General features: G+C 72.8%; 13 protein-coding genes. 11 read left to right on the forward strand and 2 right to left on the reverse strand.

Annotation, left to right across the window (positions count from 1 at the left end; translation table 11 throughout):
- Positions 1-6: 6 nt before the first annotated feature.
- From C4V41_RS42855 to C4V41_RS42865, 3 genes are read left to right on the forward strand one after another with little or no spacing between them, the layout of a single operon-like run.
- A complete protein-coding gene (locus C4V41_RS42855; protein ID WP_103961775.1) occupies positions 7-390 on the forward strand; it encodes an ArsR/SmtB family transcription factor in 384 nt (127 codons plus the stop codon).
- Positions 387-1,337: a cation diffusion facilitator family transporter gene (locus tag C4V41_RS42860; protein ID WP_103961776.1), complete on the forward strand. Its 951-nt coding sequence runs from the start codon at positions 387-389 to the stop codon at positions 1,335-1,337. The genes C4V41_RS42855 and C4V41_RS42860 overlap by 4 nt, the downstream gene beginning before the upstream one ends.
- Entirely contained in the window at positions 1,324-2,514 is a 1,191-nt protein-coding gene (locus C4V41_RS42865; RefSeq protein ID WP_103961777.1) for a PrsW family intramembrane metalloprotease, read from the forward strand. The genes C4V41_RS42860 and C4V41_RS42865 overlap by 14 nt, the downstream gene beginning before the upstream one ends.
- Here the strand turns inward: C4V41_RS42865 and C4V41_RS42870 are convergent.
- On the reverse strand, positions 2,490-3,197 hold the full coding sequence (locus C4V41_RS42870) for a SanA/YdcF family protein (RefSeq protein ID WP_235030742.1): 708 nt from the start codon (positions 3,195-3,197) through the stop codon (positions 2,490-2,492). The two genes, C4V41_RS42865 and C4V41_RS42870, sit on opposite strands and share 25 nt — an antisense overlap.
- Before the next feature lie 61 nt (positions 3,198-3,258).
- Positions 3,259-4,245 carry a COX15/CtaA family protein gene (locus tag C4V41_RS42875; RefSeq protein WP_103961934.1) on the reverse strand — a complete coding sequence of 329 codons (987 nt, stop codon included), beginning with the start codon at positions 4,243-4,245 and terminating at the stop codon, positions 3,259-3,261.
- A 91-nt stretch (positions 4,246-4,336) separates the two neighbouring features.
- On the opposite strand from C4V41_RS42875, the gene C4V41_RS42880 reads away from it, so the two are divergent.
- The 8 genes from C4V41_RS42880 (at position 4,337) to C4V41_RS42910 (ending at position 11,643) form a co-directional block, all read left to right on the forward strand.
- The gene (locus C4V41_RS42880) at positions 4,337-5,479 is read left to right on the forward strand and encodes an NAD(P)/FAD-dependent oxidoreductase (RefSeq protein WP_103961778.1); all 1,143 of its coding nucleotides are present in this window, start codon (positions 4,337-4,339) and stop codon (positions 5,477-5,479) included.
- The gene (locus tag C4V41_RS63400) at positions 5,476-5,718 is read left to right on the forward strand and encodes a (2Fe-2S)-binding protein (protein WP_200824620.1); all 243 of its coding nucleotides are present in this window, start codon (positions 5,476-5,478) and stop codon (positions 5,716-5,718) included. The genes C4V41_RS42880 and C4V41_RS63400 overlap by 4 nt, the downstream gene beginning before the upstream one ends.
- Positions 5,715-7,073, forward strand: a complete 1,359-nt coding sequence (locus tag C4V41_RS42885) for an FAD/NAD(P)-dependent oxidoreductase (RefSeq protein WP_235030743.1) — start codon at positions 5,715-5,717, stop codon at positions 7,071-7,073. The genes C4V41_RS63400 and C4V41_RS42885 overlap by 4 nt, the downstream gene beginning before the upstream one ends.
- A gap of 24 nt (positions 7,074-7,097) precedes the next feature.
- Positions 7,098-7,991: a dihydrodipicolinate synthase family protein gene (locus C4V41_RS42890; protein WP_103961935.1), complete on the forward strand. Its 894-nt coding sequence runs from the start codon at positions 7,098-7,100 to the stop codon at positions 7,989-7,991.
- On the forward strand, positions 7,988-8,989 hold the full coding sequence (locus tag C4V41_RS42895) for a proline racemase family protein (RefSeq protein ID WP_103961780.1): 1,002 nt from the start codon (positions 7,988-7,990) through the stop codon (positions 8,987-8,989). Before C4V41_RS42890 ends, C4V41_RS42895 begins: the two co-directional genes overlap by 4 nt.
- The gene (locus C4V41_RS42900; RefSeq protein WP_103961781.1) at positions 8,986-9,951 is read left to right on the forward strand and encodes a proline racemase family protein; all 966 of its coding nucleotides are present in this window, start codon (positions 8,986-8,988) and stop codon (positions 9,949-9,951) included. Before C4V41_RS42895 ends, C4V41_RS42900 begins: the two co-directional genes overlap by 4 nt.
- Positions 9,948-10,904 (forward strand): ornithine cyclodeaminase family protein, encoded by a 957-nt coding sequence (locus C4V41_RS42905; RefSeq protein WP_103961782.1) that lies wholly within the window; start codon positions 9,948-9,950, stop codon positions 10,902-10,904. Before C4V41_RS42900 ends, C4V41_RS42905 begins: the two co-directional genes overlap by 4 nt.
- Before the next feature lie 70 nt (positions 10,905-10,974).
- Positions 10,975-11,643, forward strand: a complete 669-nt coding sequence (locus tag C4V41_RS42910; RefSeq protein WP_103961936.1) for a GntR family transcriptional regulator — start codon at positions 10,975-10,977, stop codon at positions 11,641-11,643.
- The last annotated feature ends 119 nt before the right edge of the window (positions 11,644-11,762 follow it).

The raw sequence follows: 11,762 nt of genomic DNA on the forward strand, positions 1-11,762 counted from the left end.
GCACGAATGAACAGCTCTTCAGGTGTTGTGGCGGGACTCGACGGCTGCGTCGTGCAGGAGCCGGACGCGGCCAGGGTCGCCGCCACCCGGGACCGGCTCGTGACCTCCGAGGAGGCCACCCGGCTGGCCGAGCTGTTCCGCCTGCTCGGCGACCCCACCCGCGCCCGGCTGCTGTACGCGCTGCTGGAGGCGGGAGAGCTGTGCGTGTGCGACCTGGCCGACGCGGTCGAGGTGACCGACACGGCCGTCTCGCACGCGCTGCGCCTGCTGCGCACGGCCGGCATCGTGGCCAGCCGCAGGGCCGGGCGGATGATCTACTACCGGCTGGCCGACGCCCACGTCCGCATGCTGCTCGACCTGAGCCGGGAGCATCTGAGAGAGACCATATGAGCGGTCACGGGCACGGGCACGGCCACAGCGCTGACGCCGACAAGCGCTATCTGATCGGCGCGCTGGCGCTCATTCTCGGCTTCATGGCGGCCGAGGTGGTCGCCGGTGTGGCCGCCAACTCGATCGCGCTGATCTCCGACGCCGCCCACATGCTCACCGACGCCAGCGCCATCGCGCTGGCCCTGATCGCCATGCGCATCGCCGCCCGCCCGGCCAAGGGCGCCTACACCTTCGGCTACAAGCGGGCCGAGATCCTGTCCGCCCAGATCAACGGGGTGACGCTGCTGCTGCTGGTGGCGTACTTCCTCTATGAGGGCGTGCGCCGGCTGATCGAGCCGCCCGACGTGCACGGGCCCGTCGTCCTGGTCACCGCGGTGGCCGGGATCGTGGTCAACGCGCTGGCCGCCTGGCTGCTGTCCAGGGCCGACCGGCGCAGTCTCAACGTCGAGGGCGCCTTCCAGCACGTGCTCAACGACATGTACGCCTTCATCGCCACCGCCCTGTCCGGCCTCGTGGTCTGGCTGACCGGCTTCCGCCAGGCCGACACGATCGCCGCGCTCGTGGTGGCCGCCCTCATGCTCAAGGCCGGCTGGGGGCTGCTGCGCGACTCGGGCCGGGTGCTGCTCCAGGCCGCGCCCAGCGACCTCGACCCGGACGAGATCGGCCGCCTGCTGGCCGCCGAAAGGGACGTGGAGGAGGTGCACGACCTCCATGTCTGGACGGTGACGAGTGGCTATCCCACCCTGTCGGCCCACGTGATCGTCTCAGGGGGGTCGGATTGCCACCGGGTGCGCACGCGCCTCGCCGACCTGCTGCACGACCGGTTCGAGATCGGCCACACGACACTCCAGGTCGATCACGGCGTACCCGGCCTGGAGCCGCACTGCGCGGACCCACACGGACCCCGGCACTCTGATCCGTTAAAGTCACCGTATGGCGACCCGTGATCCACGCTGGGTGTTGAAGGACCGCCCATCGTTCGCACTGATCATCGGGCTTGTCCTGACCGGCATCTGCGCCCTCGTCTCGTTCTCCTTCGACGTGCTCAACGGCGCTCCGGTGCAGGTCTTCATCGCCCTCATGCTGGCCCTGGCCCCCGTGCCGCTGCTGCTGGCCGCCGTGCTGGCGCTCGACCGGATGGAGCCGGAGCCGCGCAGCAACCTGATCTTCGCCTTCGCCTGGGGCGCGGGCGTCGCGGTGCTGGTGGCCGGTCTGGTCAACTCGCTCAATCTGCACTACATCATCGACACCGCCAACCTGTCGGAGTCCAACGCCCGCAGTCTCGCGGCCACGTTCGGGGCGCCCGTAGTGGAGGAGTCGATGAAGGGCCTGGTGTTGCTGGGCCTGCTCAAGTTCCGCCGGGCCGAGCTCGACGGGCCGACCGACGGCATCATCTACGCCAGCATGGTCGGTCTCGGCTTCGCGATGAGCGAGAACGTCAGCTACTACTTCCAGGCGCTGTCCACCTCGGGCGTCAAGGGGCTGGCCGTCACCGTGGTGCTGCGCGGGGTGCTGTCGCCGCTGGCGCATCCGCTGTTCACCTCGATGATCGGGGTCGGCGTCGCCTACGCGGCCCAGCGGCGCGGCCCCGACCGCGTCACCTTCGTGCTGGTGGGCTGGGCCGGGGCGATGATCCTGCACGGGCTGTGGAACGGCCTGGTCTCCTACGGCGGCGTCTTCGGGCTCGTGGTGGCCTACCTGGCGCTGCTGGTCGTGCTGGTGGTGCTCATCGGCGTGGTGTTCAACGACCGGCGGCGCATCGTGGCGCTCATCCAGCGCTATCTGCCACCTTACGAGCCGACCAAGCTGGTCACCCAGGCCGACGTCTACATGCTGTCGGCGTTCCCCCGGCGGCGGCAGGCGCGGCAGTGGGCCAGGGCCCACGGCGGCAAGCGCGGGGTGCGCGCCATGCGCGACTACCAGCTCGCCGCGACCGAGCTGGGCCTGCTGCACGAGCGGGCGGCCCGCCACATGGTCGACGAGGACACCTTCCACGAGGAGCAGCGGGCCCTGCTGGAGTGCATGAGCACCGCCCGCGCCGACTTCCCCGTGCCGGAGATGCACGCCAGGTCGGTCGCCAGGGGCTCACCGCCGCCCGGCTACGCGCCCGGCGCCCCCACCTGATCGAGGATGCGGGTGAGCGAGACCTCGCGCGGCCCGGGATAGACGGGGTCGGAGTGCAGCACCAGGGCGTCGGCGAACGCCTTGGCGGTGGCGAACAGCTCGCGGGCCGCGTACGCGTACGTCGTCGAGGCCCATCGCCTGACGGAGTCGTCACCCACCCCGAACGTCTCCAGCCCCGCCGTCCGGCACAGCGTCACGGCCCTGGGCAGGTGGAACTCCTGCGTCACCACCGTCACCCGCTCGGCCCCGAACACCTTGCGCGCCCGCACGCACGAGTCCCACGTGTCGAAACCGGCGTAGTCGAGCACCATGACCGCGTCGGGCACGCCCTTGGCCCGCAGATAGTCGCGCATGGAGGTCGGCTCGTCATATTCCTTGCGGCTGTTGTCACCCGACAGCAGCAGCGCCCGCACCTTGCCCCCGTGGTAGAGCTCGGCGGCGATGTCGAGCCTGCGGGCCAGCATGGGCGTGGGCTGTGTGCCGTACAGGCCCGCGCCGAGCACCAGCGCGGCCTGCGTCTCGGGCACCCGCCCCAGCCAGCCGTCGCCCTCGGCCGTCGCCCGGTGCGCCGAGCTGCTCAGCCAGGCCCACGTCATCGGCGCCAGCGCCAGCACGCTCACCAGCACGAGCCCCTGGTACGTCCGGCGCAGCACCTTCCGAGAGGGGCGGACTTTTCCCAGCAAATCGCACCCCTTGCGGGCGGGGGAGTGGCGGACCTAACACCCCATAGCCTGGCATACCAACTCAGACGGCGGCGGCCGCTTCGGCGGGGGAGCGGCCGGCGGGCGCGGGCTCGGGGTCCCGGGTGCGCAGCGAGGTGACGGCCCTGAGCGCGCCGATCCAGACCAGGGTCGAGCCGACGACGTGCAGCAGCACCAGGACGGCGGGCACGGCCAGGAACCACTGCGTGTACCCGATCACGCCCTGGAGCAGCACCACCACGAACAGCCCCAGCGCCGCCCGCCTGGCGGGCCGGGCCGACTTCGTCACGTGCAGGGCGAACAGCAGCGCGAACGTCAGCCCCGCCACCACGTAGGCGATGTCGGCGTGCAGCCGCGCCACGGTCTCGATGTCGAGGTCGAAGCGGGAGGCCATCTCGTCGCCCGAGTGCGGGCCCGTGCCGCTGACCACGACACCGGCCACCAGCAGCGCGAACACCGCCGCGAGCAGCACGTGGCCGAGCCTGCGGACGTCGCGATGGGCCACCCGGCGCACGGGCGCGTCGCCCTCGCCCGCGCGGGCGTAGAGCATCCAGCAGGCGGCGATCAGGGCGCTGGAGGCGAGGTAGTGCACGCCGACCGTGAGCGGGTTGAGCATGGTGCTGACCACCAGCCCGCCCCACAGGGCCTGGAACAGGATGCCGGCCGGCTGCAGCAGGGCCAGCCGCACCAGCGAGCGCCGGCGCGGCACCATGCGCCAGGCCGACAGCACGCACGCGACCCCGACCGCCAGCACCAGGAACGTGAGCAGCCGGTTGCCGAACTCCACGGCCATGTTGAGCGGGTCGACCTCGGGGTGCGCGACCGGGATGAAGCTGTCGGGGGTGCACTGGGGCCAGGTCGGGCAGCCGAGCCCGGAGGCCGTGACGCGCACGCCCGCGCCGGTCACCGTGATGCCGGCGTTCACCACCACGGAGGCCATCGCCCAGCCGCGCATCGTCGACTGGGTGGGCGCCCAGAAGGAGAACAGACGGCGCACGTGGGGGTTGGAATGGTCCGTGGGTAGCTTCACGTCATCGATGGTAAGGGCCGGGTCGGCCGGTCCCGCCACGGGCTTCTCAAGCTAGCGAGGTATGTGACATATTACTGGGGGAGGTGGGTTGATGTCCGACGTCATCGTCGTCGGCGCCGGAGTGGTGGGAGCGGCCTGCGCCTACTACTGCGCGCGCGCCGGGCTCGACGTGACCGTGATCGACCGGGGACCCGTGGCCGGCGGCACGACCGGCTCGGGCGAGGGCAACATCCTGGTGTCCGACAAGGAGCCGGGGCCCGAGCTGGAGCTGGCCGTGCTCTCGAACCGGTTGTGGCGCACGCTGTCCGCGCACGGCGGCTTCGAGTTCGAGGCCAAGGGCGGGCTGGTCGTCGCCGAGACCGGCGAGGTGCGGGCGCAGCTCACGCAGCTCGCCGCCAAACAGGGCGTGGAGCACACCCTGGTGCCGCCGGACACGCTGCGCGACTACGAGCCGCACCTGGCCGATGGCCTGGCCGGTGGCGTGTTCTACCCGCAGGACGCCCAGGTGCAGCCCATGCTCGCCGCCGCCTCCCTGCTCCGGCACGGCGCCGAGAGCTTCGGTCGCGGCACGCTGCGACTCCGGCTGGGCGCCACGGTGACGGGCTTCCTCCGGTCGGGCGAGCGGGTGACGGGCGTGCGCACCTCGGAGGGTGACGTCCTCGGCGGCGCGGTCGTCAACGCGGCGGGCACCTGGGGTGGCGAGGTGGCCGCGCTCGCGGGCGTGAACCTGCCGGTCCTGCCCAGACGGGGGTTCATCCTCGTCACCGAGCCCCTCGGCGAGCCGCTCATCAGGCACAAGGTCTACACCGCCGCCTACGTGACCAACGTGGCCAGCGACTCAGAAGGGCTGGAGACCTCCGCCGTGGTGGAGGGGACACCCGCCGGCACCGTGCTCATCGGGGCCAGCAGGGAGCGCGTCGGGTTCGACAGGACGACCTCCGTGCCGGTCCTCGCGCGGCTGGCCGCCCAGGCGGTCGCGCTCTTTCCCGCCCTGCGGGAGGTGCGGGCCATCAGGTCGTACTGCGGGTTCCGGCCGTACTGCCCCGACCACCTGCCCGTCATCGGCGCCGACCCGCGGGTGCCCGGGCTGTACCACGCGTGCGGGCACGAGGGGGCCGGCATCGGACTGGCCCCGGCGACCGGTCACCTGCTCGCGCAGGTCCTCGCCGATGAGCGGCCCGACCTGGACCTGCGCCCCTTCCGCCCCGACCGCTTCGCCGAGGAGGCCCAGTGACGTTCCACATCAGCTTCGAGGGGCGGCCGGTGCCGGTCGCGCCCGGGCAGACGATCGGCGCGGCGCTGCACGCGGCCGGTGTGCGGTCCTGGCGCGCGACCCGGTTCGGCGGGCGGCCCCGGGGGCTGTTCTGCGGGATCGGGGTCTGCTTCGACTGCCTGGTCTCCGTCAACGGGCGGGCGCCCGAGCGGGCCTGCCTGCTGGAGGCCGCGCCGGGGGACGAGGTGACGGCGTCGTGACGTACGACCTGGTGGTGATCGGTGGCGGGCCCGCCGGGGCGGCGGGCGCGCTGACGGCGGCGCGGGCGGGGCTGCGGGTGGCACTCGTGGACTCGGCGGCGCGGCTCGGCGGCCAGTACTTCCGCCACTCCGCCGAGCCCAAGACGGCGCCGGGCCTCGAACGGTTCCTGCGGCAGGCAAGGGCGCTCGGCGACCGCGCCGACCTGCTGCTCAGGCACCAGGTGTGGAACGTGTCCCGCGACCCCGGCGGCGACCTGATCGTCCACTGCCTGACCCGTGATCCGGGCGCGTCCGAGCGGCCCGTGGTCATCCGGGCGCGCCGGTTGCTGATAGCCACCGGTGCCTACGACCGGCCGCTGCCCTTCCCCGGATGGGACCTGCCCGGCGTGCTCACCGCCGGCGGCGCGCAGGCGCTGCTCAAGGGCAACGGCGTCGTGGCCGGCCGGCGCATCGTCATCTCGGGCACCGGCCCCTTCCTGCTGCCGGTGGCCACCGGGCTGGCCGGGGCGGGGGCGCGGGTGCTGGGGGTGTTCGAGGCCAACGGCGGGCTCGGGCTGGCCAGGCATCCGCTGCTCGCCCTGGGCAAGGCCGGAGAGGCGGCCGGGTACGCGGCCACGCTCGCCAGGCACCGGGTGCCCTACCACCCGCGCCAGGCGGTGGTGGCCGCCCACGGGGAGCGCGAGGTGGAGGCCGTCACCGTGGCCCGCCTCGACAAGGACTGGAACGTTCTGGCCACCCGCGTCGTCGAATGCGACACCCTGGCCACCGGCTACGGATTCGTGCCGCAGATCGAGCTGGGCACCCAACTCGGCTGCGCGACCCGGCAGGACGCCGACGGCAGCCCGGTGCTGACCGTGGACGACGCTCAGCGCACCACCGTGCCCGGCGTCTGGGCGGCCGGCGAGCCCACCGGCGTGGGCGGCTGGCGCCTGTCGGAGCTGGAGGGCCGGATCGCGGGCCGCACCATCGCCGCTGAACGCTCTTCTACTGGCGAGGTCCCCGCCGTGCTGCTGCGGCGCCGGGAGCGGTGGCGGGCGTTCGGCGTGGCGCTGCAGCGGGCCTATCCGGTCCGGCCGGGCTGGCAGGGGTGGCTGCGCGCGGACACGCTGGTGTGCCGGTGCGAGGAGGTGCCGCTGGCCCGCGTACGCGAGGCGCAGGAGCTCGGCGCCACCGACGCCCGCTCCATCAAGCTCCTGGCCCGCCCCGGCATGGGCTGGTGCCAGGGCCGCATCTGCGGCTACGCCGTCTCCTGCCTGGCCGGCGAGCCGCCCCAGCCGCCCCGCCGCCCCATCGCCCAGCCCGTGACCCTCGGCGCCCTCGCCGGAACGGAACCCGACGACCACTCCGCTCACTGACCCCCTGACATGGAGGACTTTCCGATGGAACACCGCAGCAAGCCCTGGCAGGGTGTCATGGTGGCCACCGCGCTACCCCTGCGCGAGGACCTGTCGGTCGACTACGACGGCTTCGCCGCGCACTGCCGCTGGCTGGTCGGCAACGGCTGTGACGGGGTCGTGCCGAACGGGTCGCTCGGCGAGTATCAGACGCTCACCCCGGACGAGCGGGCCAAGGTGATCGAGACCGCCGCCGAGGCGGTGGGCGGCCGCAACGTGATGGCCGGCGTGAGCGCGTACGGCGCCGCCGAGTCCCGCCGCTGGGCCGAGCACGCGGGCGAGGCCGGCTGCGGCTCGGTGCTGCTGCTGCCCCCGAACTCCTACCGGGCCGACGAGCGGGCCGTCGTCGAGCACTACCGCGAGGTGGCCAAGGCGGGCGTGCCGGTCGTGGCCTACAACAACCCCTATGACACCAAGGTGGACCTGACTCCCGCGCTGCTGGCCAGGCTGCACGAGGAGGGGCTGATCGTGGCGATCAAGGAGTTCAGCGGTGACGTGCGGCGCGCGTACGAGATCGCCGAGCTCGCCCCCGAGCTGGACCTGCTGATCGGCTCCGACGACGTGCTGCTCGAACTGGCCGTCGCCGGCGCGGTCGGCTGGGTCGCCGGCTACCCCAACGCGCTGCCCGCCGCCAACGTCGCCCTCTACCGGGCCGCCGTCGCCGGCGACCTGGACACCGCGCTGCCCCTGTACAAGACGCTGCACCCGCTGCTGCGCTGGGACTCCAAGACCGAGTTCGTCCAGGCCATCAAGCTGTCCATGGACCTCGCGGGCCGTCATGGGGGAACCTGCAGGCAGCCCCGGCAGCCGCTGACCGGGGAGCAGGCCGCTATCGTGCGGGCGGCGACCGAGAAGGCACTGGCAGAAGGGCTGCGATGAGGACCAAGCGCGTTTTCCACGCCGTCGACTCCCACACCGAGGGCATGCCGACCCGGGTCATCACGGGCGGCATCGGGGTGATCCCCGGCGCGAGCATGGCCGAGCGGCGCGTGTACTTCCGCGACAACCTCGACCACATCCGTACGCTGCTGATGACCGAGCCGCGCGGCCACTCGGCCATGAGCGGCGCCATCCTGCAGCCCCCGACCAGGCCCGACGCCGACTACGGCGTGCTGTTCATCGAGGTGTCCGGGCTGCTGCCGATGTGCGGTCACGGCACCATCGGCGTGGCCACCGTGCTGGTGGAGACCGGCATGGTGGAGGTCGTCGAGCCGGTCACGACCGTGCGCCTGGAGGTGCCCGCCGGGCTCGTCGAGGTGGACGTGCGAGTCGAGGACGGCATGGCCATGGCGGTGACGCTGCGCAACGTGCCCTCCTACAGCGACCGGCTGGACGCCGCCGTGACCGTGCCCGGGTTCGGGGAGATCCCGTACGACCTGGCCTACGGCGGCAACTTCTACGCCATCGTGAACCTCGACCACTACGGCCTGCCCTTCGACCGCAAGGCCAAGAACGAGATCATCGCGGCCGGGCTGGCCACCATGGAGGCGATCAACGCCGCCGACGAGCCCGTGCACCGCGAGGACGACCGCATCCGCGGCTGCCACCACGTCTACTTCGCCGCCCCCGGCTCCGACGCCCACCACTCGCGGCATGCCATGGCCATCCACCCCGGCTGGTTCGACCGCTCGCCCTGCGGCACCGGCACCAGCGCCCGCATGGCGCAGTTGCACGCCCGCGGCGAGCTGCCGGTCGGCCGCGACTTCGTCAACGAGTCGTTCATCGGCACCCGGTTCATCGGCCGGGTGCTGGAGGAGACGACCGTGGGCGGGGCGCCCGCGGTGGTGCCGTCGATCACCGGCCGCGCCTGGGTCACCGGCACCGCCCAATACTTCCTCGACCCGCGCGACCCGTTCCCGGCGGGGTTCGAGCTGTGATCACGACCGTCGACTACCACACGGGCGGGGAGCCGTTCCGCATCGTGACCGGCGGGGTGGCCGAGATCCCGGGCGCGGACGTGGCCGCGCGCCGCGTCACCGCCATGACCGGGTTCGACGATGTCCGGCGGCTGCTGTGCCACGAGCCGCGCGGGCACGCCGACATGTACGGCTGCTTCCTGGTCCCGCCGGACGACCCCGGCGCGCACCTGGGGGCGCTGTTCTGGCACAAGGACGGCTTCTCCACCGCCTGCGGGCACGGCACCATCGCGCTGGGCGCCTACGCGGTGCACGAAGGGCTGGTCGAGGCCGATCCTGACGGTGTGGCCGACGTGGTGGTGGACGTGCCGTCGGGGCGCGTGACGGCCCAGGTGCGGATGTCCGCGGGCCGGATCACGTCCGTGACCTTCGTCAACGTCCCGTCGTTCGTCGTCGCCCGCGACGTCCGGGTCGCCGGCGTGAAGGTCGACGTGGCCTACGGGGGAGCCATCTACGCGTCGGTGCCCGCCGCGGCCTTCGGGCTGTCGGTCGAGCCCCGGCACCTGGGCGCCCTCGTCGAGCACAGCCGCCGGATCAAGGCGGAGCTGGCCGATCACCCGGCCGCCCGGCACCGGTCCGACGAGCGGCTGTCCGGCGTCTACGGCGTGATCTTCCACGAGGGGCCGCCCGCCGTGGAGGGCGTTACGCGGCAGCGCAACGTCACCGTGTTCGCCGACGGCGAGGTGGACCGGTCGCCGTGCGGCTCGGGCACCGCGGCCAGGATGGCGCTGCTGCACGACGAGAGCGGGCTCGGCGAGCTCGTCCACGAGGGCATCGCCGGCGGCGTCTTCACCGCCCGCGTACGCGACAAGACCGATGAGGGCGTGATCGTGGCGATCGACGGCATGGCGTACCGGACCGGCAGGCACGTCTTCGAGGTCGATCCCGGCGATCCCTTCCCGACCGGGTTCACGCTGCGATGAGCGGGCTGCCGTACCTCGACGCCGCCACGCTGGAGCGGCTGGTGCCCATGGGCCGGGCCGTGAAGGTCCTGGAGGAGGCGCTGCGGGCCGGGCTCGACCCGGAGGCCACGCCGCAGCGGCCGATCGTCGACCTGCCCGCGGGGCAACTGCTGCTCATGCCGGCCGCGGCCGGGCGCTACGCGGGGGTCAAGGCGGTCAGCATCGCGCCCGGCAACCCGGCGCGCGGGCTGCCCCGGATCCAGGGCACGTACCTGCTGCTCGACGGCGACACGCTGGCCCCGCTGGCGGCCATGGACGGGATCGCCCTCACCTCGCTGCGCACGCCCGCCGTCTCCGCCCTCGCCGTGCGCCATCTGGCCGAGCCGGACGCGCGGCGGCTGGTGGTGTTCGGCAGCGGGCCGCAGGCGTGGGGGCACGTGACGGCGCTGCGGGAGGTACGCCCGATCGAGGATGTCACCATCGTCGCCCGCGACCTGACCCGGGCACGGGCACTCGCCGCGCGCTGCCGCGACGTGGGCCTGACCGCCCGGACCCTGACGAACCCGGCGACCTCCGGCACACCGGCGGGGGTGGCCAGAGCGGTCCGCGAGGCCGATCTCGTCGCCTGCTGCACGACGGCCAGAGAGCCCCTGTTCCCGGGTAAGCTCGCCCGCGACGGCGTCACCGTCGTCGCGGTCGGGTCGCACGAGCCCGGCGCCCGCGAGCTCGACGGCGACCTGATCGCCCGCGCCACCGTGGTCGTCGAAGCCAGGGCGGCAGCCCTGGAAGAGGCCGGAGACGTCATCGTCCCGATCCGCCAAGGTACGATCACCTCTGGTCATCTCGCCGGCAACCTCGCCGACCTCGTCACCGGGAAGGTGGTCGCCGGTCCGGGGCCGCGCGTGTTCAAGAGCACGGGCATGGCGTGGGAGGACCTCGTGGTCGCGGCCGCCGCGTACGAGGCGTGGTCATGAACGCGGTCATGAAGACGGTCATGAACACGGTCATGAACGGGGTCGTGAAGACATGGAGAGGATGGGCGGGATGACTGCCGACGACCGGCTCGACCTGCCGATGGTGGGGGAGCGGCAGAGCCTGCGCGAGCAGGTCGCGCACGCGTTGCGCGCCGCGCTGATCACCGGGGAGATGCGGCCGGGAGTGGTCTACTCCGCGCCGGTGCTGGCCGCCCAGTTCGGCGTGTCGGCCACGCCCGTCCGTGAGGCCATGCTCGACCTGGCCAAGGAGGGCCTGGTCGAGGCGGTGCGCAACAAGGGCTTCCGGGTGACCGAGCTGTCCGACCGCGACCTCGACGAGCTCACCGAGATCCGCCAGCTCATCGAGGTGCCGACGGTGTCCCGGCTGGCCGACAGCTCGCGGGCGGAGGAGTTCGAGCGGCTGCGGCCCATCGCCGAGGAGATCGTCTCGGCCAGCGAGGGCGGTGACCTGCTCGCCTACGTGGACGCCGACCTGCGCTTCCACGTCGAGCTGCTGACCCTGTGCGGCAACGCGCACCTGGTCTCCGTGGTGCGTGACCTGCGCAACAGGGCCCGCCTCTACGGGCTGTCCCAGCTCTCCGAGCGCGGCACGCTGGCCGACTCGGCCAGGGAGCACCTGGCGCTGCTCGACGCGCTCAAGAGCGGCGACGCGGCGGCCGTCGGGCAGATCATGGGTGAGCACATCGGCCACGTACGCGGCATCTGGGCCGAACACTGAGAAGACCGCACGAGTTCTGACATTCGGGGATCGAGCACCGCCCGATGGCGGTAACCTCGATTCGGGCCGCTCGAGCGAGCGCCGGCGGCCCCGCCATCCAGGTCCTCAACGGACCGGCC

Origin of the sequence: Nonomuraea solani (assembly GCF_900108335.1) — a bacterium.
Classification (GTDB): domain Bacteria; phylum Actinomycetota; class Actinomycetes; order Streptosporangiales; family Streptosporangiaceae; genus Nonomuraea; species Nonomuraea solani.

Bases quoted from the DNA above. Each gene is read 5' to 3' on its own strand.
- C4V41_RS42855 (WP_103961775.1), top strand. From the start codon at position 7: ATGAACAGCTCTTCAGGTGTTGTGGCGGGACTCGACGGCTGCGTCGTG.
- C4V41_RS42860 (WP_103961776.1), top strand. From the start codon at position 387: ATGAGCGGTCACGGGCACGGGCACGGCCACAGCGCTGACGCCGACAAG.
- C4V41_RS42865 (WP_103961777.1), top strand. From the start codon at position 1,324: ATGGCGACCCGTGATCCACGCTGGGTGTTGAAGGACCGCCCATCGTTC.
- C4V41_RS42880 (WP_103961778.1), top strand. From the start codon at position 4,337: ATGTCCGACGTCATCGTCGTCGGCGCCGGAGTGGTGGGAGCGGCCTGC.
- C4V41_RS42890 (WP_103961935.1), top strand. From the start codon at position 7,098: ATGGAACACCGCAGCAAGCCCTGGCAGGGTGTCATGGTGGCCACCGCG.
- C4V41_RS42895 (WP_103961780.1), top strand. From the start codon at position 7,988: ATGAGGACCAAGCGCGTTTTCCACGCCGTCGACTCCCACACCGAGGGC.
- C4V41_RS42905 (WP_103961782.1), top strand. From the start codon at position 9,948: ATGAGCGGGCTGCCGTACCTCGACGCCGCCACGCTGGAGCGGCTGGTG.
- C4V41_RS42910 (WP_103961936.1), top strand. From the start codon at position 10,975: ATGACTGCCGACGACCGGCTCGACCTGCCGATGGTGGGGGAGCGGCAG.